The organism is Sphingobium sp. GW821-FHT02B05, assembly GCF_059421905.1.
In genome coordinates this window covers 568,320-592,037 of record NZ_JBWKVW010000002.1, presented here as the reverse complement: position 1 = coordinate 592,037, position 23,718 = coordinate 568,320, and the positions used below count along the sequence as shown (strand labels likewise).

The window sequence follows — 23,718 nt, the reverse complement described above, 5'->3', positions numbered from 1 at the left end:
GGCTACTCAAACAGACCTTTCAGTAATCCGGCTGGCGATCAGCACGCTCAGCATCGCCTGACGCTTGGGATTGAGAGTGTTACGCTCTGTCGCCCAGCCTTACGCAGCAGAGCCCAACTGGAAGACCGCGACATTAACGCTGCTGCCCTGCATAGATGGCATAGCCACTCGGCGACTTTTGCGCCACCGACGTCACGATCAGGCTCCATTCTGGCTTCAGCCCAGGTTAGCCGTGGCCGTAAGCCGGCTTACCTCCTACCTTTAAGCTTCTGCTGGATAGCTAGCGCTTTACCTGAGTGAGCGGCCGGACTGACATCCTGCAACCACTGAATCTGCCGCCCCTTGGCCGTCAGCCAGGTCACGGCGACCGAGATCTTGTCCATGGATTGCAAGCCAAAGTGCAGCGGCGTCACGCTCTGTGCGCCATAGCCGCCGCCGGTGGACATCATGCGGGTCGCCAGAATGCGCTTTTTGCTGTCGTATATGCGGACTTCGGTGCCGGGCTTGGCCGGGCGGCCCTGTCCATCGAGCGGCATGATGTTGATCGCGCGCGCGACCTGGGCTGCGGGCATGACGTTGCGGAAGATGAAATGGCCGCCGACCGCGCTGTAGCCATGGGTCACGGTCAGGTCGATCGCGCCGTCGCCGTCATAATCGACCCATTCCACGCCATGATCGCCATCATTGACGATCGGATGCTGGTCGATGACGTTGACGAAGCGCTTGCCCCCTTCGTTGTGGAACAATGCGTCGGCTGGCGTCTGCTTACCGGGTTCGCCATGATAGGAGGTGATGTAGAGGTCGAGGAAACCGTCATTGTCATAGTCGCCCCAGGAGGCGCCCACGGCATGATTTTCGGCATCAAGCCCCATCTCTGCCGCGACATTGTTGAAGCCGCCCTTGCCGTCATTCTTCCACAAGACATTCTTGCCATAATTGGGCACGAAGATGTCGAGCAGGCCGTCATTGTCGAAATCGCCCACGGCGCAGCCCACGCCGCCATCTTCTTTCGCGCGGCCGGGCATGTCCATGCCGAGTTCAGGCGCGACGTCGACGAAGCGGTCACCTTCATTATGGAAGAGGGAGTCGGTCTTGCCCGACTGGTTGGCCAGGAACAGGTCCAGCTTGCCGTCCTGGTCATAATCCAGCCAGCAGGCGCCCACGGTCGACTTGAACACGGTCGGTTCGGCATCGGCCAGCATCTGCGCGAAGGTGCCGCGATCATTGCTATAGAGGCGGTTCTTGCCGATGCGGTCGGTGGCGTAAAGGTCGAGATCGCCATCATTATCGACGTCGATCCAGTTGTTCTGGCGCGAGGCCCGGCCCGGCCCGGTGATGGTCAGGCCGACCTTCTCCGCGACATTTTCGAACCTCTTGCCCTCGACATTGCGGAACAGCGCGCTTGGCTTGTCGGGCAGGGAGGAGCCGGCGAACAGGTCCAGCCAGCCATCGCCATCATAATCGGCCCAGCTGATCGCGCGGAATTCGCCGCCCGCGACCGGCAAGCCCATCGCTTCGCCCACCCGAACGAAGGTGCCGCCGTCATTGCGATAAAGGTGGATGGCGCCGCTCTTCATGGTGACGGCGAAGTCGAGGTCGCCATCCTTGTCGAAATCGGCCCAGGCGTTGGACAGCGAGCCGGCCTGCGCAAACAGGTCGCGCTGGATCGCTTCGAAATGATGGCCGGTGGCGGGGACTTGCGCCACGGCGGGCGCCGCCGCGATCGCCGCGCCCGACAGGAGCAGCAGGGCCAGTTTTGCGCGCATCGTGCTGGAGCTATTCACGGCAGTTCCTCTTTATCGTCGGGTGCAAATCAGTTGGTGAAGGGGATGGCGGGGACCGCGCCGGGCTCCGCGCCCGCCTGGGCCGCGCGCAGCACGCGCAGGGCATTGCCGCCCCACAGCCCGGCGATGTCGTTTGTCTTGTAACCGGCCTTCAGCAGCGCGGCCGTGACCTTCGGGAAATCGGTAATGTCGCGGAACCCTTCGATCCCGCCGCCGCCGTCAAAGTCGCCGCTGATGCCGATATGGTCTATGCCGACCAGCTTGATGGCGTGCAGGATATGCTTCATCAGATCGTCGAAACCCGCCTGTGGCACCGGCCACTTCGCGTCGATTGCCTTGCGATTCGCGATGAGGGTGCGTCGCTCCGCCGCGCTTATGTTGGTGCGCGACATGAAGCCGGCCATCAGTTCCTTCAGCGCAGCCTCGCGCCCCGGGATTTTGGGTGTTGCGATCATATAGGCGTTGAAGGCGTTGATCTGAATAACGCCGCCTTTCTCCGCGATCAGCTTCGCCTCTGCGTCGTGGATGTTGCGCGGATGGTCGAACACGCTGTGCATGCCCGAGTGCGAGAGGATGATCGGCGCCTTCGACAGGACGACCGTCTGGCGCACGACTTCATCGGATGCATGCGACAGGTCGATCAGTATGCCGAGCCGATTGGCCTCCGCCACATAGGCCTTGCCTGCAGGCGAAAGCCCGTTCCATTCCGGCTTGTCGGTGGAACTGTCGGCCAGATCGTTATTCTTCGTGTGGACCGGGCTCATCATCGTGACGCCCAGGCTGCGGAAGGCGGACATCAGCGATATGTCGCGCTCGAACGGATAGCCATTTTCCATGCTCAGGAACGCGAAGCGCTTACCTTGCTTCACGGCCGCTTCCGCATCGTCGGCGGTGATGGCGAGCGAGAACCTGTCGGCATGTTTCGCGATCATCTCACGTATCTGCACGCCGCGCCGGATGGCGAAGTCGCGCGCCGCGCGGTCGCCTTCGGGCGTGCGCGGGCCGGACGCGGTGAAGATGGCGAAGAAGCCGCCGTCCACGCCGCCATCCAGCATCCGCGGGAAATCGACCTGATCTCCGTCCGTCGCCTCGACATGGCGGTCCATGATGTTCCATTCGGGCCGACCAAGATTGGCGGGCGTATCGAAATGGGTGTCGAGCACAATCATGCCCTCATGCGCCTGGCGGGCGTCGGGGAAAGCGGCGCTGGCGGGCGCAAAAAAGCCCGCCAGCAAAGCGGCGCAGGCCGCCGTCATCGTCTTGCGCATCAGAACGCCGTCCTGTCCTCGACATGGGCTTCCACATCCTTGCGGTCGATCCACAGGGTGCGCAACTTGCCTTCCGACAGATAGGGCAACTGATCGCCCATATGCTTGGAGCCGGGCTGGCTGGAACTGCCGTAGCTCATCAGGCCCTGGGCTTTGAGCGGTGTGCCGAACTCGATCATCGCGACCCAGGTTTCGCCCGCATTCGGCTTTCGCTCACCATCCTTCATCGGGCCCCAGGTGATGGTGCGGAAGATGCCGGTATTGCCAAAGCCACCATTGCCCGGAACGCTGGTGTCGCCCACGCGGAAGCGGGAGACTTCGCCATAGGGGCGATCGACCGCGCCATACAGCGCCTTCGTCTTTGCGACCGCATGCTTCAGCATGGCGACGGCGGCGGCCGGATCCTTCAGGCCGCGGGGCGTCTGGAGCGGGTCGTCGATCGTCCACTTCACCGCATAATTAGTCTGGTTGGTGAAGTTGTTGGGCGAAAAAATCGATGCCCAGGTTTCGAACAGCAGCGCGCCGCGCGCATCGGCGGTGTCGCGATGGTCCCACGCCTTGAGCAGGTCGATCGCCTTGCGAATGTCGGGATCGCTATTGCCCTGCGCTGCCTGGACCAACTCCGGGATTATCCGGTCGGCCATCAGCGATCGCATCTCGTGCTTCTTGGCGACGAACTCCTCGAAACTGAACTTGGGCCCTTCGCTCAGCAGCTTGACCGACATCTGCGCGCGCTGGCTGACGGGGCCGACATTGGCGACATAGGCCGGGAACGCCTTGGGATCTAGCACCCGCGGCCAGGTCGACAGCCATGGCGGATCATTGGCGTTCTGGACGAAGCCGGACACCGGATCCTTCACCTTGGGCATCTCGTCATAGCTGTGCACATCGGTCCACAGCGTCTTCGACGTGTCGCCCGCGACCGGCTTCGACCACATCTTGACGTCGCCCTCGGCATGTTTGGGCAGGATGCCATTGTCGAGATAGAGAATATGGCCGCCGCGATCGGCATAGACGATGTTGAACATCGGCACCTGCATCTGGCGCAGCGCCTTTTCAAAACCCGCCCAGTCATGCGCCTTGCCCATGTCCAGATATTGCTGGAGCACGCCGGGACGATCGAGACCCGCCACCTTGACGGCGACCGTGGTCTTGCCGCCGGGCAGGTCGAACACCGGTCCCTGCACGGCATAGCGCTGGGTGAAGGTTATTGTTTTGAGCGCACCATTGGCCTGTTTGACCTTGTAGCTTTTCTGCGCGGTCTTGAACGGCAGCGTCTTGCCGTCGAACGTGTAGCCGCCATCGCTCAGCGTCAGCGCGTAGCTGGTATAGCCCAGCATAGTGTTCACCGTGTTGGTGAAGCCCAGATCATTGTTGAAGCCGAAACGCATCACCGGCAGGCCGACCTGCGTCGCGCCATAAATGGCCATGCCCGGCGCATTTATATGCGCTTCCATATAGGTGAGCGGACCGGGCGCCCAGGGGAGATGCGGGTTGGCAAGCAGCATCGCATTGCCGCTGGCCGACCGCGATGGCGCGACGGCCCAGGCATTCGACCCGCCCGCTTCATTGGTGTCCGGGTTGACCAGTACGCGGCGGTCAGACGCGATATATTGGAAGTTCATCAGCTTGTGGGCATGCGTCATGATATCGACGCCGGTCAGTGGCAGCACCTGACGAACGTCCGGCGCGATCTTGTCGGGATTGGCCTTGGCATAGGCATTCACCCCGGCCGCGAAGGCATCCAGATTGGACCGCATCTGCGGCGTCTGCTGCCGGTACCAGGCAAGACCGCGCGCCGGCACATCATTGCCGATCAGCCATTCGTCCTGCTTGGCGAATTTCTCGCCCCAATATTCCGCTGCCTTCGCACGGGATTCCCCATACATGCGCAGCAGGATGTTCCCGTGATTATGCGCCTGGGCATAACCAAAGCCATAGAAGGCCGCCGCCTCCGTCTTGCCATAGACATGGGGGACGCCGAAGCTGTCCCACAATATCTCGCCACCGCCGAAGCTGGTCTTCGATTGAGCCTGCACACCGCTGCCCATGGGAACCGAAGCCCCCACCGCCAGCGTAGCCAGAGCCAGCGTCAGTCCCGCTGATACCGAACGCATCTTTGATCCCCTGTCTTAAAAGTTGACCGTTACGCGGCCATAATAATATCCGCCCGTGAAGCCGAAGCCACCGCCGGTCGCGTAGAAGCCGGATCCGTTCGCGGCCGAGGTATTGGCCTCGTCACGCAAAGGATAGACGTTGAAGAGGTTGTTGGCGCCGACGCTGACATTGAAGCGTTCGGACGCATTCCAGGTCAGTTCCATGTCGGTGATATATTTGGCGCCAAATTCGGCGTCCTGCGACACGGTGTTGCCCTGGCTCTTGAACGCGCCATAACGCACGACGCGCGTGCTGAGCGAGAAGTCGTTCCAAGTAGTTACATTGCCCAGGAACAGCTTCGTCAGCGGCAGGTTGGTTGTCATGTTCGCCCGCGATGCACGGTCGAACAATTCGCTTTGCAACGCCGCCAGTTCGACGGGATTGTCCTTTACCTTGGTCAGGATGGTCTTGTTGTAGTTATAGCCCAGGTTCCAGTTCATGTTAAGGCCATCGGCGATGCCGTGGCGATAGGTTGCGACCACGTCGATGCCCCGCGTGCGGGTGTCGATGGCATTGGTGTAATATTGCGCGCTCATGAAGCCCGGGATGCCGTTTGCGATCAGGATCGGCGACACGATCGAGTCAGGCAGGGTGGAGGTCAGCGTGATGCGGTCCTTCACCTTGATCTGATAGGCATCGACGGTGATGCTCAGGCCCGAGATGGGCTTGAGCGCAAAGCCGGCCGAGAAGTTGACCGACTTTTCCGGGGTCAGCGGCTCTGCCCCCAGCGCGATGGCCGCCGGCGACCCTACGGGAAGCGTCTTGATCTGTAACAGAATGGATTCGCCATTCACGTTGCGGAACTGGCCGGTGGTTGCCGCATAGATTTGCTGCGCCAGCGCCGGCGCACGGAAGCCCGTGCTGGCCGCACCACGCAACGACAGCCAGTCGGTCAAGGCATAGCGACCGCTCAGCTTGCCGATCAGCGTATCTCCGCTCTCGTCATCATAATGTTCGTAGCGAACCGCCGCGCCGATCGTCACATCCTTGGTGGGGTCATAGGCGACGTCGAGATAGGCAGCGAGGTTGTTGCGGCTGATTCTGCCGGCGTCTTCGGGCGTGAAGCCGGCCGCGCCCGACGCGCCGGGCGTGGGGACGCCCAGGCTGGAGGTATAGGTGCCGGCCAGATAGCTGGCCTCTTCGCCTTGCAGAACGGCATAGCTTTCATACCGGTGTTGCAAGCCGCCCGACACCTGAAGGTTGCCGCCACCCACATCATAGCCGCGCGTCAGGTCGAGCGAGTTCACCCATTCCTTGGACACCAGCGAGCCGACGTAGAATTCGGTCGGACTGGTCGGCCCCATCGATGCGTTCAATGTGTTGTCAGCATTCTGCCGGGACCGGTTCTTGCCATAAGTGCTGCTTAGATCGGTATCCCAGCCGCCGATCGTGCCCTTCACACCCAGCGCGAATTCGAAATCGGCCTCGCTGATGATAACGCGCGGACGAAAGCCGTTGGGATAGATTTGCGGCAAGGAGTTTGCGTTGGTCGCCGGACGATAGGTATAGTTCAGATCGGATTGGCGCTCACTGTACGTACCGAAAGAATAGACTTCTAAACCGCCGAAATCATAGCCTGTGCTGTAGCCCAGGTTCAGGCTCTTTTGCGGCATGGCGCCGTAATTGTAGGTCACGAGCCGATTGATGGTCGCTTCGCGCGGATCGGGCTGGCCGTTGACCAGTGGATAGAGGCGCACTGTGGATGCGATCGGCTCCGCACGGTTCGAAGCCATTTGCTGCTTCGCGCTGGCGGACAGATTGATATATCCGTTGTCACCTAGCTTCGCGCCGTAATTGACATCGGCGCGATATAGTTCGCCGTCGCTGCGATCGTAATTCTGGCCTGCCGAAAACGACGCGGAGCCGCCTTTCGCATCATCCTTTAGGATGATGTTAATGACCCCCGCGATCGCGTCGGAGCCATATTGTGCCGCAGCACCGTCGCGCAGCACTTCGATATGATCGATTGCGGCATTCGGCAGCATGTCCATATCTGCCGGCACGGACCCCTTGTAGAAGGACGACACTGAATTGATGAGCGAAGTCTTGTGCCGGCGCTTGCCGTTCACCAGGATTAGCGCCTGGTCGGGATTGAGTCCGCGCAGGCCGCCCGTGGAGATGACGGTGGACGTGCCGCCGCCAGCACGGGTTGGCAGGTTAAAAGAAGGCACCAGCGTATTGAGCGCCGCCAGCACGCCAGCCTTGCCGGTCCGGTTCATTTCCTCGCCTCCGATCACGTCGATCGGCGTCGGGCTGTCCGCGACGGTACGTGCCTGACCGCGTGATCCGGTCACGACGATTTGTGCGGCGGGATCTTCCTCGGCCGCCTGCGGCAGCGCGCTGCCTGCCGGAATGGCGCCGGCGGCCTGCATCGCGAACGGCAGGCCGCTGACGCCGAGGCTGGCGACTTCGACCGTCCTCTGGCGGCTGGCGCGACCGGGCAGGGACAGGGCGATGACGTTGCCGTTGGACAGCGTGATCTTTAGGCCGCTACCCGCGATCATGCGCGCCAGGGCCGCATCCGGCGTCATCTTGCCATTGACGGACCGGGCGGCCAGGCCGTTCACCTGATCATAGGGGAACAGCAATTGTATCCCCGATTGCTTGGCGAACAGGGTCAGCGCGGTCTGCATCGACTGGGCGGGAATCTTGAATTGCACCGGTTCGGCTGCCGATGCTGCCTGCGATCCCGCCGCAAAGAGCGTGACAGCAGCACAGGTTGCGAGATGCAGATAAGTTCGTGTCATCAGTTAACCCCCGTCGAATTTTGTAACTTTCAGTGGTGGATACGGAGGCCGATCGCGTTTCTGCTAACGACGCTTAAAAATATCTCATTTTTGTGACCGGGGCGCCTTCGGTATCGATCGGTACGCCCCGATGCAGCGCCAGATCGGGCGCGCCGCAGGGGGAGTGATAGGCACAGGGGGACGAGTGTGGGCGTGGACGCGATTTCGATCAGGGCGAGGCTGGACTGGTTCAAGCAAGCCATCCTGCCCCATGAAGGCGCACTGCGATCCCGATTGCGCCGGGTGGTGTCCCATCGGCAGGATGTTGACGATATCGTCGCGGAATGCATGACCCGCGCCTATGCGAATGGCGATATTCACCGTACCCAAAGCGGCAAGGCCTTCCTGTTCCAGATCGCGCGCAACCTGTTGATCGACGAGGCGCGGCGCGAAAAGATCGTGTCGCTGGAACTGGTGGCCGAACTCGACGTGCTTCAGGCGGACAATTCGACCGAAGAAGCGTTGCACGCCCGCGACGAGCTTCGCCACCTTCAGGCCATTCTCGACACGCTGCCCGCCCAATGTCGACGCGCCTTCATCCTGCGCCGGGTTCATGAGAAATCGGTCAAGGAGATAGCAGAGGAGATGGGTCTGTCCGTCTTTACTGTGGACAAGCATTTGACGCGCGCGGCGGTGAAGATAATGCAGGCTATCGGACAGTTTGAGGGTTCTGGATTTGGTTGGTCGCTACACAAGCGCGCAGGACATGCAGGCGATCGAGGCCGAAGCGGCGCGTCTGTATCTTAAGGCGCGGGCAAGCGACGCCCCCGAAGACTGGAGCGCTGCCTATGCCTGGGTCGCGATGGATCCCGCCCATGGCTTTGCCTTTGCAAAGGCGGAGGCCGGATGGGAACTGGCGGAGCGGCTGAACGAACTGCCCGACGGCCAGCAGGACGGCCCGGCGGCGGCCGCCGTTGCGCCGTCGGACGATCCGCCGCCGGCAGAGGTGATCGCCGCGGCGAGTTCGCGCCGGATCGGCCGCCGGGGTCTGCTGGTCGGTTTCGCCGCTGCGGCCGCCGCGATCGGGGTGGCCTCTACCGTGGCGCTGCGCCTGCTGGGCACCGTCGATCATTATCGCACCGCTTTGGGCGAAACCCGGACGGTGCGGCTGGCCGACGGCTCCAAAATCCATCTCAACACGAACAGTTCGGTCGAGGTCGCGCTGCGCGACGACGTCCGCTCCATCAGCCTGTTGAAGGGGGAGGCGCAGTTCGACGTCGCCCATGATGCCAAACGTCCCTTCATCGTGAATGCCGACGGTACGCTGGTCCGCGCCATCGGTACGATGTTCAACGTGCGCTTGCGGGCCGACGTCACGGAACTGACCGTGATCGAGGGGATCGTCGCGGTCCGCAACGGCGATTCTGCCGTCCGCAAAATAGAAAGCGGGCGCAGCGCGGCCGTGCGCAGCGGTAGCATCGCCGTCACCCATCTGGAACCGGCCAAGATCAGGCAGCGCGTCGCCTGGCAGGAGGGCATGGTCGAGTTTGAGGGCGATACGCTCGCCCAGGCGGTCGAGGAGTTCAACCGCTATCGCCCGACCCCATTGGTGATCGGCGATCCGGCCATTGCCAGCCTGCGGGTCGGCGGCGCCTTCCGGCTAGACCGGTCGCAGGACTTCGTCGATGCGTTGGAAAGCGGATTTGGCATCCGTGCCGTTCCGGGCAGCGACAATTCGATAATATTGGTATCTGCGGACGGGAGTTAGCAGAACGGATCGGGCCATCCGTATCAACCGGGATGGAACATGTTTCGTCTTTCGCGCCCGCCAGCCTTTCCCACCAGGATCGCCTGAAATCCATCCTCGGTGGATCGATCGGCAATCTGATCGAATGGTATGACTGGTATGTCTATTCGGCCTTCACCCTCTATTTCGCGCCGATCTTCTTCCCGTCGGACGACAGCACAGCCCAGCTTCTGAACGCGGCCGCCATCTTTGCCGTGGGGTTCCTGATGCGACCGATCGGCGCCTGGGCCATGGGCATCTATGCCGATCGCAAGGGGCGCAAGGCAGGCCTGACCCTTTCGGTCATGATGATGGCGGGCGGATCGCTGATGATCGCCGCTATTCCCAGCTATGCGGCCATCGGCGTCGCCGCACCGACTTTGCTGCTGTTTGCGCGATTAATTCAGGGTCTGTCGATCGGCGGCGAATATGGCGCGAGTGCGACCTATCTTTCCGAAATGGCGCAAAGCGACCAGCGCGGTTTCTTTTCCAGCTTCCAATATGTGACGCTGATCGCGGGGCAGCTCCTGGCGCTCTGCGTCCTGCTGCTGCTCCAGCTGTTCCTGACCGAACATCAGCTGGAAAGCTGGGGGTGGCGCATCCCCTTCGTGATCGGCGGTCTTATGGCGATTGGGGTCTATCGCCTGCGCCGAGGCCTCAAGGAAACCGAAGCCTATCAGGAAAGCGTCGCGGTGAAGGAGCAGCCCCGCTCCAGCGGCTTGAACCTCATCCGCCAGCATCCGCGCGAAGTGCTGCTCGTCATGGCACTGACGGCCGGCGGCACGCTCGCTTTCTATGCCTACAGCACCTATATGCAGAAATTCCTGGTCAACAGCGCCGGCTTCGGCCGGCAGACCGCGACCGCCATCATGGCGTCGGCGCTGTTCATCTACATGCTGTTGCAGCCCATTGCCGGCTGGCTGTCCGATCGCATCGGGCGCAAGCCGCTGCTGATCGGTTTTGGCGTCGGCGGTGTCCTGTTCACCACCGCCATCTTCACCGCGCTGGAAAGCGTCACTTCCTCTTTTGGCGCCTTCCTGCTGGTACTGGGCGGACTGGTGATCGTCACTGGCTACACCTCTATCAACGCGATCGTGAAGGCAGAACTGTTCCCGGCCAACATCCGCGCGTTGGGGGTGGCGCTCCCCTATGCCTTGACCAACACAATATTCGGCGGAACGGCGGAATATGTCGCCCTGTTGATGAAGTATGCTGACATGGAGCAGGGTTTCTACTGGTATGTGACGACCATGATCGGCGGGTCTCTGATCGTTTATCTTCGTATGCCCGACACGCGAGCGACGAGTAAAATTTAGTGCTGCTACACGTTCCAATCTGATCGGCGGTGCCCATAGCAATGCCGCAACTTCCCCCAGCCGGCTAGAGGCGTTTATCGCTTCTGGTTGACGAGCTGATCGGAGCTTAAACTGTCAAGCTCAGGTGAGTAAGGAAGTGGCAGTTGCGTGCTAAACTCCTGCCTACCGACTTCGACCCTTTGTCGCCATTCAGGCACCAATCTCGCATCCCCTGGTCCGGCCCGTCCGCTAACCGGCAGGGAGCGACCACATACGGTCCCTCCTATCAGTCGAGGGGTTTCGGGCGCCGTAGGCGTACGAAAGTCTTACATGTACGACCCGCGGGGGCCCCAGGAGCTGGGCTATTGGGATTTTTCTAGCTTCTCGTGCCCTAGAGCATCGAGCCTTTAATCGGACTGATATCCAGCGGCTTTGATGAAGTTTCGGCATTCGTCTGGGGTGTAGAGGTCGCAGATATTGCCGATGGCCTGCCAGAGGGCATCGATGGTTCTGGCACCTGTTCGGCGAAGGTGGGCCTTGAGTTTGGAGAATGCCATCTCGATCGGATTGAGGTCAGGGCTATAGGGCGGCGTGAAGAGGAACCATGCACCGCGTGCCTTGAGGATGGCCGTGGCTTTCTCGCTTTTATGGCTGGAGAGATTGTCGAGGATGACGACGTCGCCGGGATTGAGGGTGGAGCGAGTTGCGTTTCGACATAGGTTTCGAAAGTCGTACGGTTCATGGGGCAGTCGATGACCCATGGCGCGGTCAGTCCGTCGCAGCGCAGGGCCGCGATGAAGGTCTGGGTTTTCCAATGACCAAAGGGTGCCCGCGCTTTGAGGCGCTGGTCGCGGCGCGCCCGTCCTCGTAACCGCGTCATCTTCGTGGTGGTTGCCGTCTCGTCGATAAAGACCAGTCGATGCGGCTCTTTCCGCAAGGCGGGCTGCCGATAGACGCGCCAGGCCCGGCGCGCCATGACAACATCATCGCGTCCGCATTCCGATGCCAGCAGCGTTTTTTTTGAAGCTGTAGCCGGCCTTGAGCAAGGCGCGCGACAGCGAGGCAGGGTGCGCCTGAACACCGGTGGCCGCAGAAAGCCGGGCCGACAGTTCGGGCATGGTTATATCCGGCTCGGCATCGACCCATCTGACCAAAGTCGCCATGTGAGGCGCCAGCTTGCCGTTACCGGGCGGGCGTCCTTGCCGGGCAGGCGCCGATGATCCCGTCACAGCCACGCGCTGCGCCAGTTTCACCGCGCAACTCGGGCTGACCCCAAAATGACGAGATGCAGAGCGACGAGATTGCCCGGATGCTATGTGATCCGCGATCCGGTCCCGAAGATCGGTTGAATAGGATTTCCCCATGATCCACCTCCAACAACGGTGAATCACATTTCCGACCTTATGGGAATCCCTCGATTCCTATTTCAAGCGCGATGCTCTAGAGATCATCAGTGCCGTTGGCGAGAATGGCGCGACAATGACAGAGGTAGCGCAGCGCCACGATGTAACCCGACAACAGATTTATACTTGGCGCTATGATTTGAAGAAGCGCGGGCTCTTGGGAGTCGCGCCTGAGCCCGTCTTTCTCCCCCTTAGACTTGCCCCTGCCGTTAAGCCCCTGAAGTTGCCTACAACCCTGGTCCAGGCGCGACATCCATGGTTGAGCTGCGCCTGACGAAAGGCCGGACGTTGCGCTTTGGAAGCGACATCGAGGTCATCTCCCTGACACGGCTCATCCGCTGCGTGGAGGCGGCGTGATCGGGCCGGGAACTGGCGTACGGGTTTAATTGGCATGCGGCGTCGCTGATATGCGTAAAGGCATCTCTAGTCTTGGTCAGCTGGCCCAGACGGTGCTGCGACAGAAGGCAGGCCGACGTTAAACGGCGAAAGTGGGAATGGCTGATACGTCCCGCGATCCGGCGTTCGCTTCCTGCTAAGCCAACCCTAGCCGGCCGCTCAGCGATCAATTTTTACTTCCCAGAAGCAGACGTTCGGCTGTACCGCGGCTGTAGACCAAGATGCGTCGTCCCCATCCGCCCCGCTCAACGTCAAGTTTGAACTAGAACGGGAAGGGTTGCTAAGTTCCAAATGCTGCCCAGCGATATGGAGCTTTTTAGGCATAACGCCCGCTTCACCTTTAATTGCTGACATCATCTCGCAGATCATCGCTTGAAGAAATGAAACATATTTCGAATCTCGCTTTCCGCCGGGCGGCTTTCCCATTGGGCGCCCTCACGGACAGCGTGTGCCTTGCAGAGCTTATAGTCCGGCCAGCCATGATGATCCGCATAAAGCCTCCCGATTGCAGATACGCCTTTCACGCATCTCAAAGACTTACTTGGAGCCATGCGATTCTTAGATCACAACAAACAGGATTGCATAATCAAAACCATCGTCATGGATGCTGTCAATCGAACTTATGTTGACGAGTTTCGGCCCCACCACTGATCCATCGGATCGCACGCGCCTAGCTATAGCGATGCTGCGGCCCTATGCCGTAGTCCCAGCCGATCATCCGATTTTGCCGTTGCAAAGGCTGGCGGGGCGACCGAAAGAGGGGCATGAAAAATTGCCGATCCTTCGTTGCTGCCGGCCTTGCTTCCCTCCTTGCATTGGGAAATCCGGGCTGGGCGCAATCTTCCCCTGCCGAACTGTACGGCGATCTGTTCGAGCGCGTGCAGCTTGAAAAGCTGTTCCCCGACGGCAAGACCTTCGTCGACGCCACGCCGAGATCGGACCCGGCCGCGATCATGGCAGCCTATCGCCAGCAACCGCCGCAGGGCAAAGACGCGCTCAAAACATTCGTGTTGCGCCACTTCCGCGTGCCGGGCGTCAATGATCATGGCGCATCCAACCTGCGCGCCCATGTGCGCACCTTGTGGCCAACCCTAGTGCGCCAGCGGGTTGAGCGGCAGGCGGGCAGTTCTGCCTTGCCGCTACCTGCGCCCTTCGTCGTACCGGGCGGGCGCTTTCGTGAAATCTATTATTGGGACAGCTATTTCACCATGCTGGGCCTGGCAGTGGATGGCCAGCAGCCGCTGATCGAAAGCATGTTAGTGGATTTCACCTCCACCATCGAGATTTACGGCCATATCCCCAACGGGATGCGCAGCTATTATCTCAGCCGGTCGCAGCCGCCCTTCTACGCGCTGATGCTGGATCTGTCGAAGGATGACAGCGCCGACACCGCCACCCGTCAATTGGCGGCGCTGCGCGCCGAACATGCCTATTGGATGAAAGGCGCGTCTTGCGTGCAGCCCAGCGGCGCGTGCGAACGGGTGGTATGGATGCCCGATGGCACACTGCTCAACCGCTATTGGGACGACAAAAATACGCCGCGCGACGAATCCTATGCGGAAGATGTCGCGACCGCGGCGGAAGCAAAGGGCGACAAGGCGATAACTTATCGCCATCTGCGTGCCGGCGCGGAAAGCGGCTGGGACTTTACGTCGCGCTGGTTCGGCGACGGACGGACGATCGCGACAATCCACACCACCGACATCGTGCCGGTGGACCTCAACAGCCTGATGCTGGCGATGGAACAGCGGATCGAGGCTCGTTGCCGCAAGGCAGGCGACAGCGCCTGCGCTACCGAATTTGCAGGACTGGCGCGCAAGCGCAAGGCTGCGATCGACCGCTATCTGTGGGTAGCTAAGGAAGGTCGCTATGGTGATTGGGATAGCAAGGCTAAGAAGTCGACAGCTATCCTTTCCGCCGCAACCCTCTATCCACTGTTCGTCGGCGCAGCATCACACGCGCAGGCGACCGCCGTTGCAACCACCGTCCGCGTCAAGCTACTGGGCAGCGGCGGCCTCCGCACCACTGCCAATGCGACCGGCCAGCAATGGGATACGCCCAATGGCTGGGCACCGCTGCAATGGGTGGCGATCGACGGCCTGGCGCGAAACGGACAGGAAAAGCTAGCCCGCGATATTGCCGGACGCTGGATCGGCACGGTCGCGGCCGCTTATGCCGAAACCGGCAAGATGCTGGAAAAATATGACGTCGAAGAGCGCAAGCCTGGCGGCGGCGGCGAATATCCGCTTCAGGACGGGTTCGGATGGACCAACGGCGTCACCAGCGCGTTGCTGGACCGCTATCCAGACATAGCGGCCGACCTGGAAAAGGCCGAGTAAATGCAAAGGGGCCGGGCGATGAGATCGCCCCACCCCTTTTTTGGCGCGGTGCCGATAGGCACCGCGCCTATGTTTTAGAAGCTGTAGGCCGCGCTGAAGCGGAAGGACCGACCCAGGATCGGGCGAGCCAGGATCGTGCCTGCGCCCTGCGACCCGATGATGCGCGGATTGCCTTCGGTGAGGCCCAGCTCGTCGGTCAGGTTGTTGCCCGTCACTGCCAGCTTCAACCGCTGATTGACGTCCACCGACACGCCTGCGTCAAGCTGATAATAGTTGGGCAGCAGCTGTGCGTTCTCCGGGTCAGAGAAGCGGTCGCCCGTATATTGCAGCGTGGCGAAGATGGACGGACGGAATTCGCCCACCGTCAGTTCGTAGCTGGGCGTCACGCGCCACATCCACTTGGGCTGACGCTGCACGCGGTTGCCGGTGTTGTCGATGGTGCCATTGCCGCTGAAGAAGCCGCGATAGGTGCCATCCAGATAGGTGCCCGCCGCCGCGATGCTGAAGCCCGCGAACGGACGGATCACGCCTTCCAGCTCGACGCCGGTCGCCTTGGCGCCGCCGACCGATTCATTGGGCACGCCGTTGATGATCTGCGTCGTGGCCAAACCGTCGAACTTGTTATGGAACACCGTCGCATAAAGGTTCAGCATCGGGGTCGAAACCTTCAGCCCGCCTTCATAGGTGTCCACCTTCGATATGATGGTCAGCCCTTCGCGCAGATTGTCGAACTGCGGGAAGCTGTTGCCACGGCTGTACCGGGCAAAGACGCCGATCTGGCCGGTGAAGTCGTAATTGGCGCCTGCCGTCCACGACCAGCGCGACGCATTATAGTCGATCCGGTTGGCTCCGCCCAATTGCACAGTCCGGTCGTACAAGGTGGCTGCGCTGCCATCCTGATCGAAGGCCGCGCCGGAAGTGGCGACATCGCCCCCGACTTCGTGACGCTGCCAGCGCACGCCGCCATCGACGCGAAGCTTATCAGTGATCTGAAGCTCATCTACCGCATAGAAAGCGATGTCGCGCCCTTCATAGCGGCCGTTCACCAGGAAGCTGGCGCCGGAGGTGAAGCCGTCGCGGGTCGCGACCCGGCCGTCGCCCAGCGTCAGGTTCAGGCGACGGGCATTGGGTTCGGCGGTCAGCAATATGTCATTGCCCAGCGCCCAATTGTCGCGAGTGGTGTAGTTGGCGAGATAGAAGCCGCCGGTCAGCTTGTTGCCGCCAGTCTTGAACTCCAGCGCCATGTCGTTGACGAAAGCGTCGATCCGCTTGCGCACGTCCCAGATGCCCGCACGCATGACCTGCGTCCCGGCCGCTGCCGCGCCGCCGCCCGATGCGTAGGTCAGGCTACCCACGGTCGAGCCCGCACCGCCCAGCGTGGTGGCCATCGCCGCCGCGCTCATCGGCGCGTCGGTGGGAACCAGGCCGATGGTGTTGGCCGTACCCCACATATAGCTGGCGCGTTCGCGAATGCTCAGGCCATCGACCAGTTCATAGTCAAAGCTCAGGCCCAGATTGCCCAGCTTAGCGCCACGCCCATCGGCCAGATCGACGGTGCGACCGGCATTGTTCGTGGTAACGCGCACATCGCGACCGGCGAGCGCGCCGGTGCCATGGTCGAAATTGGCGAACTGGCTGATCTTGCTGCCGTCTTGGTTGACGGGGATGGGCAGCAGCCACTGACCATGATCGTTGAGGTAACGACCGTAGATCAGCAGTGAACCGCGACCGTCGAAATCATGGCGGATGTTCGCAGTAATCTGACCGCCCTTTTCGGCGCGGAATTGCGGATCGCGGATACCGTTGCCCTGCGCATAATAGCCGCCGACCATGAAGGTTGTGTCTTCGCTGATCGGGCCGGAAATCCAGGCGTCGCCACGGATTTCGTCATAATCGGTGTAGGACAGCTTCGCAAAGCCCTTGAGCGTCTGGCCGCCTTCGCGCTGCTGCACATTGACGGTCAGGCCCGGCTGGCCATTGGAAAAGAGCGATCCGGTGCCACCGCGCACGGCTTCCACCCGATTGACCGTTTCGTCGAGGCGAATGAGCTGCGAATTTTCGAGGAAGGACAGCGTCGAAGGCGGAAAGAACGGTACGCCGCCCAGCTGGAAAGTGACGAACTGGGCGTCGCCGCCCGACGGATAGCCGCGCACGAAGATATTGGCGCCGTTCTGGCCGCCGGAGCTTTCGGCGCTGACGCCCGGAATGGTGCGCAGCAGGTCGGCCGTGCTGTTTGGCGCGGCGCGTGCGATCGCGTCGCTGGACAGGCTGGTGACGGCAAAGGCCGCGTCCTGACGGCGGGTGCCGCCGCCCGCAGTGCCGACGACGACGATGTCGGCCTGGCTCTCATCGGCCGCTAAGCCGGACGCATCCTGCGCGGCAGGGACGGTCTGCGCCATCGCGCTCCCGGCGATCAGGGCGAAAGGCGCAGCGCCAGCCAGAAGCAGTCTGTACGCGGATAAATGGACAATATGCATTATGATATTCCTCCTGAGCTTCCGACATTCTCAAAGGAGCCGGATCGCAATCATGTCTGGGAAGCCGCCTTAAAACGATATCTTCCACCACCCGCGTCGGAACCCGGGAGCCACGGCGCCCTGACCGCTTAATTACGCACTCGCAAGAAAGTTTCGCACCTGTTTCAATTCGATAAGTGGGTGTGACATTAGCGCACCATAGCGCCGGAATGGTTGTGCCACGCGAAAGATTTCTCCGACGCGAAAATGATCAGCCGTGAGGCTAATAGCGGCTCAGAGTTCAAGCCCTCAAAAGCGCTATAGAGATGAATTTGCTCGGGAGCACGGTCGTCTAGATTTTTTGCGTAAAGGTCAGCTTAGGCAGAAGCAGCCACTTAACGCGATCTACAGGTAGGCGATCACAAACGCACGCATACTTGGTCAAGGAGCAGCACATTCGGATAAGCAAACCAACCGGTGACGCGCAATTCGTGCGGATGGCGACGGAAAACACTGTTACACGCATCAGGTCGTCGAGTCGATCTCGGCCATATGGCCAGCTTTGCATATGATCTCCTTGATCCGCGACTGTCGTTCACCTATTGACGCTGACAGACGGGGATCAGGCGTGCCGCTCCTCGCGTAAGCGTTGACGTCAACCAACGCACCATCCCGATTGATCCGGTTAAGCCGGGTCGTCGTGTCTTGCTAGGTTGACCGATGATAGCCCGACCTCCCATTCCCGCCGCGTCGCGCTGCATGCCTGCCGCTATCGGCATCGTCCTTATCGGCGCCAATCTGCGCGCGCCGGTGACCAGCCTCGGTCCCGTCCTGGTTGAGATCCAGCGCGACCTGCACTTGGACGGCACCGCGGCCGGACTACTCAACGCGCTACGGCTCCTGCTCTTCGCCGTCCTGTCGCTGGTCGCAATGGCGCCAACCGATCGGTTGGCAGGTGTCGCTGTTCTTCGCGTTCCACTCGATGATATTCTATTCGCTCGTCGACTGGTTCGCCTCCTATGTCGCGACGCAGGGCATTCCGGTGGTGAAGTCTGGCGCGCTGCTCTTGGTCTATCAGGTGGTCACGGTGGCGACCAACCTCACCACCACGCCGCTCATCCGGCGCTCGCTCGATCAGATGGCGCTGGGCCTTGCGTGCGGCCTGCTGCTCGCGCTGAACCGTGCTGCAACGCAACAAAAGTCGCACCCCATCGTTTCCTGACCACCCCACAACGCGAAAAGCAGGAGCTACGATGTTCGGAAGCAAGGAAAAGGTGCGCTATGCGGTAGTCGGCGGCGGCCAGATTTCACAGCAGGCGTTCATGCCCGGGATCGCGCGCACCGACAATTCGGAACTGGCCGCGCTGGTGACCGGCGATCCGGCCAAAGCGGATGACTTGGCCAAGCTATACAAGGTCAAGGCCTGGAGCTACGACCAGTATGATGCGCTGCTGCGCTCGGGCGAGATCGACGCGGTCTACGTCGCGACACCTAACGCGCTTCACACGGACTATGTGATCGCCGCGCTCGAGGCCGGCATCCATGTGCTGCTGGAAAAGCCGGCGACGGCCAGCCTGGCCGATGCGGAGCGGATCCTGGATGTCCAGAAGCGTTCGAGCGCCAAACTGATGGTCGCTTACCGCCTCCATCATGAGCCCGGTACCGTCGAGATGGTGACCCGCGCGCAGCGCGGCGACTTTGGCGACCTGCGCTTCTTCACCGCCGCCTTTGCGCAGAACGTCGCCGAGGAGAATTCGCGCGGCCACAACGGCTACTGGGGCGGCCCCGTGCCCGACATGGGCACCTATCCGCTCAACGCCGTGCGCAATTTGTTCGGCGAGGAGCCGACTTCCGTCCACGCGGTCGGCATGAAGACCGCGGGGCGCGGGTTCAACTTCGACGACACGGTGGCGGTGACGTTGCAGTTTCCGGGCGAACGGGTCGCTCAGTTCACCGTCAGCTACGCTACTGCGCCGGCCGAACGCTTCACCTTGGTGGGCACCAAGGCGACGATCGAGGCCTCGCCCTGCTTCATGTTCGGGCCGAAGATCGGCATCAGCTACGTCGAGACCAGGGCCGATGGCAGCAAGGAGACGCACAGCTTCGACCCGGTCGAGCAGTTCGGCGGTGAGACGCAGTACTTCTCCGAGTGCATCCTCAACGACCGCCAGCCCGAGGCCGATGCCGAGGAGGGCTGGCTCGACATGCGCGTGCTCGATGCGGTGGAGCGCTCGCTGGAAAGCGGCGCGCCGGTGGCGCTTGAGCCGGTGCACCGCAGCTGCGGGATCAAGCCCGACCAGATGCTCAAGCTCAAGCCCGCCAAGGAACCGGGTGAGGAGGACATGATCAGCATCGTGCCGCAGTCGGCCTGATGCTCGGCCGGTCGATCGGGGGCGTGATTGAGAGGGTGCGCGCGGTCGACCATGCCGCGCCGCGCACGTCTCGACAGGACGGGTATCTGCCGCTCGAACGCTACGGCGCGCTCGGCGACGGGCGCACCGTGGCGCTGTCGGGCTCGGACGGCTCGATCGATTGGTGGTGCGTTCCCAATCTGGACTCGTCCCCGCTGTTCGACCGGTTGCTCGATCCCGAAGAGGGCGGGCGCTTTGCGATCACCCCAACCGAGCCATTCGCGGCCGAGCAGCGCTACCGGCCCGACAGCAACGTCATGGAGACGGTGTTCACCACCGCTTCTGGCCGCGCCATGCTGACCGAATCGATCAACAGTGGCCCCGCAGGGCGGCTGCCGTGGGTCGAACTCGCCCGTCGCATCGAAGGGCTCGACGGAACCGTTCGCTTCGATCTGGAAATGCGGCCCGGGCGCCGCGCACGCGCGGCCAGCCCCTATCAGTCGCGCTTCGGCCGGCACCCGGTATTCCACGTCGGCGACGTGCTTGGGGTGCTGCTGCACTCGGACGGCATTGAGGTGCAGCGCAGCGACGATGCCGTGATCGGCGCCTTCAGCGTCGCCCAAGGCCAACGCGAGGTGGTGGCGGTCGTGTGCGGCGAGGGCGAGCCACTCGTCGTGCCGCCCGTTGCCGAGATCGACGAGCGTATCGACATCTCCGATGCGGAATGGCGCACCTGGGCCGAGCGGATCGCGTACCGTGGCGAACGCCGGCCCGCCTTCATCCGCAGCGTACTCGCACTCAAGCTGCTGCTGTTCTCGCCGTCGGGCGCGATCGCGGCGGCTGCGACCAGCTCCCTGCCGGAAGGGATCGGCGGCACGAAGAACTACGATTACCGCTATGCCTGGGTGCGTGACGCCGGCTACACCATCAAGGCGTTCCTCGCCGCCGGTGCGCAACCCGAGGCGAAGGCTGCATTCACCTGGCTGCTGAAGCGGCTGGGCGAGCACGGCTACCGCGTGTGCTACACGCTGGGGGGCGATCTGGTGCCCGATGTGCGCGAGATCGACGTGCCTGGCTATCGTGGCTCGCGTCCGGTGGTGACGGGCAACACCGCCACGGACCAGAACCAGCATGGCGTCTACGGCGACATCTTCGACACTGCCGCCTGCTTCGTGGACTGCGGCAACATCCTCGATGCGTCGAGCGCGGAACTGCTCTCGCACCTCGCCGACCAGTGCGCCGATTCATGGCGGCAGAAGGATTCGGGCATCTGGGAGCTCGAGGAGCACGAGCATTACACGATGTCGAAGGTGAGTTGCTGGCAGGCGCTGGCGCGTGCGGTCGAGCTCGCCGACCAGGGCCAGCTGCCGACCACCTGCCGCGACCGCTGGGCGCGCGAGCGCGATCGCGTGGCAGCGTGGATCCTCGACCATTGCTGGTCGCACACGCACGGCGCCTTCGTGCTTTACCCCGGCAGTGACCGGCTCGATGCGTCGCTGGCGCTGATGGTCCGCTTCGGCTTCGACGGGCGCGACAAGCTCGCCGCCACGATCGACGCGATCGACCGCGAACTGGGTGCCGGACCCTGGCACTTTCGCTACAGCGGTGTCGCTGAAGAGGAAGGCTGCTTCCTCGCTTGCACCTTCTGGATGATCGAAGCGCGGCTGCTGCTCGGCCAGCGCGAGCGAGCGGAAGCCATGCTTGTCGCCCTTGATGCGACGTTCGATCGTGGCGTGGGCATTCTGTCCGAGATGATCGATCCGCAGAGCGGAGCCTTCTTGGGCAACCTGCCGCAGGGGTTGTCGCATCTCGCGCACGTCATGACGCTAGATGCGCTCTCCGCCGAAGATGGCTGCAGCCGCAGTATGTCCGGTTAAAAAAAGCAGGATCCGCTGGCCGAACCGCCGTTCGCGCAGCGTAGCCAGGCTCTGCTCGTTCCACCAGACGCAGGTCGGCGGACGTTCTAAAAGTGCGGCTGACGGCCCACTTGGGACGCACAGCAGTCCTGGACACGGGGAGCATGTGGTTCCTATGAATGATGCCTTGTCCGCTATCGACTATACCTTCCATTCAATACGGCGCCAGAAAATGGTGGAAAATGTCCCTATGACTTCCGCTAGCAGGCGGTCCAGGACGTGTAAAAACGCTTCTGCACGGCATGAGTGGAGCGTCCGGTCAGGGCGGCAATAAGCGATCATCCCTAAAGCCTGGAATGATCCTGCATATCCTGATAACGGCTTGCCGCTGTTTCATATCCTTCGTGCAGCAGGGGACCTCGCAGCTGACACTGGTTGAGATTAGCCGCAATTTCCGGACGATCCCGCAGGGTTACTCGATGGTATTTCTGGCGACTGCGGACGGGCGCTCCCAAGGCTGATATTCCGGCACGATACGGCCCGCATACAATATGCGTGAGCCGATCAACCGCTGGCGCCGGGCAGGCGGGCGCGGATATTGGAAGCAGGTTGAGCAGCTTACGAGGGCGACGTGTAGATGATCGGCAATTCCTCGATCCGGGTTCACCAACATGACGCCAATGGCGATAAAAAGGGGAACCCGGCTGCATGAGCCGTTCGCGCAGTGGCCTGACGATCAAGATCCACGTGCTGGTCGATGCCAATGGCCTGCCCATCGCGCTCAAGCTCGTCGCCGGCCAAGTATATGATGGTCGTAGCGCCGCCGACATGTTCGACACCCTGAGCGATGGTGATGCACTGCTCGCCAACCGCGCCTACGACAATGACGCGCTCCGGGTAGAGATGGCCGCTCGCGGCATCCATCCTTCAAGATTAGTGACTGCTCCATCCGGCTCTAGATGAATCTAGTTCATGTTTCGTGAATAAGTGTCGTTTGATCGTTTATGCCGCGATCTTCAAGATGGCTATCGAAACTGTGGACGCAACAACAGCAGTCACAGCGATGCGCCTATGATTAGGATGAGGAGAGGGATTTTGTTGCTCGACGGAAAGATCGCAATTGTTACTGGGGCCGCCTCAGAGCGAGGCATTGGCAGGGCCACGGCCAAACGGTTTGCGGAAGAAGGTGCCACTGTCGCTATCATCGATCTGGACGAAGCGGCGGCACAGCAAGCGGCGGCACAGCTCGGTCCCGATCATCTTGGCCTTGGCGCCAGCGTCGCGGATGAAGCTGCGATCGCCACCGCCATCGCCGCTGTGGTTGCACGCTATGGACGTATCGACATTCTGGTCAATAATGCGGGCATAACCCAGCCGGTGAAGACGCTGGGGATAAAGCGCGAGGATTATGACCGCATCCTCGACGTCAATCTGCGGGGCACGCTGATCTGCTCGCAAGCGGTGATCCCGCATATGATCGAAACGGGCGGCGGCAGCATCGTGTGCATTTCGTCCGTTTCCGCGCAACGCGGCGGCGGCATTTTTGGTGGTCCTCACTATAGCGCGGCAAAGGCCGGCGTATTGGGCCTTGCCAAGGCCATGGCACGCGAATTTGGCGGGCAGCAGGTCCGGGTCAATTCGATCACGCCGGGTCTGATTTCCACCGACATTACCGCCGGAAAGCTGTCGTCGGATCAGGAGCAGGCGATTATCGAAGGGATTCCGCTGGCGCGTCTGGGTGTGGCCAACGACGTCGCCAATGCGGCGCTCTATCTTGCCAGCGACCTGTCCAGCTATCTTACCGGCGTAACGCTGGACGTAAATGGCGGCATGTTGATACACTGACTGTGTTTGGACGGGCAGGGCAGGCCTGCCCGTCCAAACAAGCACAGGTCCGGCAT

General features: G+C 61.7%; 18 protein-coding genes. 10 read left to right on the top strand and 8 right to left on the bottom strand.

Annotation, left to right across the window (positions count from 1 at the left end):
• Nucleotides 1-248: 248 nt before the first annotated feature.
• From AC07UX_RS12230 to AC07UX_RS12215, 4 genes are read right to left on the bottom strand one after another with little or no spacing between them, the layout of a single operon-like run.
• Nucleotides 249-1,784 carry a CRTAC1 family protein gene (locus tag AC07UX_RS12230; protein WP_495192269.1) on the bottom strand — a complete coding sequence of 512 codons (1,536 nt, stop codon included), beginning with the start codon at nt 1,782-1,784 and terminating at the stop codon, nt 249-251.
• A gap of 29 nt (nt 1,785-1,813) precedes the next feature.
• Nucleotides 1,814-3,052, bottom strand: a complete 1,239-nt coding sequence (locus tag AC07UX_RS12225) for a dipeptidase (protein WP_495192268.1) — start codon at nt 3,050-3,052, stop codon at nt 1,814-1,816.
• Complete coding sequence (locus AC07UX_RS12220) at nt 3,052-5,169, bottom strand: penicillin acylase family protein (protein WP_495192267.1); 2,118 nt, start codon at nt 5,167-5,169, stop codon at nt 3,052-3,054. Before AC07UX_RS12220 ends, AC07UX_RS12225 begins: the two co-directional genes overlap by 1 nt.
• A gap of 15 nt (nt 5,170-5,184) precedes the next feature.
• Nucleotides 5,185-7,956 (bottom strand): TonB-dependent receptor domain-containing protein, encoded by a 2,772-nt coding sequence (locus tag AC07UX_RS12215; protein WP_495192266.1) that lies wholly within the window; start codon nt 7,954-7,956, stop codon nt 5,185-5,187.
• A gap of 192 nt (nt 7,957-8,148) precedes the next feature.
• Here AC07UX_RS12215 and AC07UX_RS12210 point away from each other — a divergent pair, with 192 nt between their 5' ends.
• The 3 genes from AC07UX_RS12210 to AC07UX_RS12200 are packed head-to-tail and all read left to right on the top strand — an operon-like array spanning nt 8,149 to nt 11,037.
• Nucleotides 8,149-8,742 (top strand): RNA polymerase sigma factor, encoded by a 594-nt coding sequence (locus AC07UX_RS12210; protein ID WP_495192265.1) that lies wholly within the window; start codon nt 8,149-8,151, stop codon nt 8,740-8,742.
• On the top strand, nt 8,657-9,703 hold the full coding sequence (locus AC07UX_RS12205; RefSeq protein WP_495192264.1) for a FecR family protein: 1,047 nt from the start codon (nt 8,657-8,659) through the stop codon (nt 9,701-9,703). Before AC07UX_RS12210 ends, AC07UX_RS12205 begins: the two co-directional genes overlap by 86 nt.
• Before the next feature lie 32 nt (nt 9,704-9,735).
• A complete protein-coding gene (locus AC07UX_RS12200) occupies nt 9,736-11,037 on the top strand; it encodes an MFS transporter (protein ID WP_495192263.1) in 1,302 nt (433 codons plus the stop codon).
• 386 nt (nt 11,038-11,423) lie between these two features.
• Here AC07UX_RS12200 and AC07UX_RS12195 read toward each other — a convergent pair whose 3' ends face one another.
• Together AC07UX_RS12195 and AC07UX_RS12190 are read right to left on the bottom strand one after the other, a co-directional pair.
• Nucleotides 11,424-11,777 (bottom strand): transposase, encoded by a 354-nt coding sequence (locus AC07UX_RS12195; RefSeq protein ID WP_495192262.1) that lies wholly within the window; start codon nt 11,775-11,777, stop codon nt 11,424-11,426.
• Between the two features lie 222 nt (nt 11,778-11,999).
• Entirely contained in the window at nt 12,000-12,380 is a 381-nt protein-coding gene (locus AC07UX_RS12190) for a helix-turn-helix domain-containing protein (RefSeq protein ID WP_495192261.1), read from the bottom strand.
• 22 nt (nt 12,381-12,402) lie between these two features.
• On the opposite strand from AC07UX_RS12190, the gene AC07UX_RS12185 reads away from it, so the two are divergent.
• Nucleotides 12,403-12,693, top strand: a complete 291-nt coding sequence (locus AC07UX_RS12185) for a transposase (RefSeq protein ID WP_495192296.1) — start codon at nt 12,403-12,405, stop codon at nt 12,691-12,693.
• A gap of 281 nt (nt 12,694-12,974) precedes the next feature.
• Here the strand turns inward: AC07UX_RS12185 and AC07UX_RS12180 are convergent, their stop codons facing one another.
• Nucleotides 12,975-13,241 (bottom strand): hypothetical protein, encoded by a 267-nt coding sequence (locus AC07UX_RS12180; RefSeq protein ID WP_495192260.1) that lies wholly within the window; start codon nt 13,239-13,241, stop codon nt 12,975-12,977.
• 338 nt (nt 13,242-13,579) lie between these two features.
• Between AC07UX_RS12180 and treF the strand changes: the two genes are divergently transcribed.
• Entirely contained in the window at nt 13,580-15,154 is a 1,575-nt protein-coding gene (gene treF / locus AC07UX_RS12175) for an alpha,alpha-trehalase TreF (protein WP_495192259.1), read from the top strand.
• A 74-nt stretch (nt 15,155-15,228) separates the two neighbouring features.
• Here the strand turns inward: treF and AC07UX_RS12170 are convergent, their stop codons facing one another.
• Complete coding sequence (locus AC07UX_RS12170; RefSeq protein ID WP_495192258.1) at nt 15,229-17,553, bottom strand: TonB-dependent receptor; 2,325 nt, start codon at nt 17,551-17,553, stop codon at nt 15,229-15,231.
• Nucleotides 17,554-18,565: 1,012 nt separating this feature from the next.
• Here AC07UX_RS12170 and AC07UX_RS12165 point away from each other — a divergent pair.
• From AC07UX_RS12165 to AC07UX_RS12145, 5 genes are all read left to right on the top strand, one after another.
• Nucleotides 18,566-18,832 (top strand): hypothetical protein, encoded by a 267-nt coding sequence (locus AC07UX_RS12165; RefSeq protein ID WP_495192257.1) that lies wholly within the window; start codon nt 18,566-18,568, stop codon nt 18,830-18,832.
• 31 nt (nt 18,833-18,863) lie between these two features.
• A complete protein-coding gene (locus AC07UX_RS12160; RefSeq protein WP_495192256.1) occupies nt 18,864-19,982 on the top strand; it encodes a Gfo/Idh/MocA family protein in 1,119 nt (372 codons plus the stop codon).
• Nucleotides 19,982-21,838 carry a glycoside hydrolase family 15 protein gene (locus AC07UX_RS12155; protein WP_495192255.1) on the top strand — a complete coding sequence of 619 codons (1,857 nt, stop codon included), beginning with the start codon at nt 19,982-19,984 and terminating at the stop codon, nt 21,836-21,838. The genes AC07UX_RS12160 and AC07UX_RS12155 overlap by 1 nt, the downstream gene beginning before the upstream one ends.
• Before the next feature lie 687 nt (nt 21,839-22,525).
• On the top strand, nt 22,526-22,780 hold the full coding sequence (locus tag AC07UX_RS12150; protein WP_495192254.1) for a transposase: 255 nt from the start codon (nt 22,526-22,528) through the stop codon (nt 22,778-22,780).
• A 132-nt stretch (nt 22,781-22,912) separates the two neighbouring features.
• On the top strand, nt 22,913-23,662 hold the full coding sequence (locus AC07UX_RS12145) for an SDR family NAD(P)-dependent oxidoreductase (protein WP_495192253.1): 750 nt from the start codon (nt 22,913-22,915) through the stop codon (nt 23,660-23,662).
• Nucleotides 23,663-23,718 lie beyond the last annotated feature (56 nt).

What these genes read in the sequence shown, in the direction of transcription:
- AC07UX_RS12225 (WP_495192268.1), bottom strand. Translation starts at nt 3,052, where the DNA reads ATGCGCAAGACGATGACGGCGGCCTGCGCCGCTTTGCTGGCGGGCTTT.
- AC07UX_RS12220 (WP_495192267.1), bottom strand. Translation starts at nt 5,169, where the DNA reads ATGCGTTCGGTATCAGCGGGACTGACGCTGGCTCTGGCTACGCTGGCG.
- AC07UX_RS12215 (WP_495192266.1), bottom strand. Translation starts at nt 7,956, where the DNA reads ATGACACGAACTTATCTGCATCTCGCAACCTGTGCTGCTGTCACGCTC.
- AC07UX_RS12200 (WP_495192263.1), top strand. Translation starts at nt 9,736, where the DNA reads ATGGAACATGTTTCGTCTTTCGCGCCCGCCAGCCTTTCCCACCAGGAT.
- AC07UX_RS12195 (WP_495192262.1), bottom strand. Translation starts at nt 11,777, where the DNA reads ATGGGTCATCGACTGCCCCATGAACCGTACGACTTTCGAAACCTATGT.
- AC07UX_RS12190 (WP_495192261.1), bottom strand. Translation starts at nt 12,380, where the DNA reads ATGGGGAAATCCTATTCAACCGATCTTCGGGACCGGATCGCGGATCAC.
- AC07UX_RS12180 (WP_495192260.1), bottom strand. Translation starts at nt 13,241, where the DNA reads ATGGGAAAGCCGCCCGGCGGAAAGCGAGATTCGAAATATGTTTCATTT.
- treF (WP_495192259.1), top strand. Translation starts at nt 13,580, where the DNA reads ATGAAAAATTGCCGATCCTTCGTTGCTGCCGGCCTTGCTTCCCTCCTT.
- AC07UX_RS12170 (WP_495192258.1), bottom strand. Translation starts at nt 17,553, where the DNA reads ATGGCGCAGACCGTCCCTGCCGCGCAGGATGCGTCCGGCTTAGCGGCC.
- AC07UX_RS12160 (WP_495192256.1), top strand. Translation starts at nt 18,864, where the DNA reads ATGTTCGGAAGCAAGGAAAAGGTGCGCTATGCGGTAGTCGGCGGCGGC.
- AC07UX_RS12155 (WP_495192255.1), top strand. Translation starts at nt 19,982, where the DNA reads ATGCTCGGCCGGTCGATCGGGGGCGTGATTGAGAGGGTGCGCGCGGTC.
- AC07UX_RS12150 (WP_495192254.1), top strand. Translation starts at nt 22,526, where the DNA reads ATGAGCCGTTCGCGCAGTGGCCTGACGATCAAGATCCACGTGCTGGTC.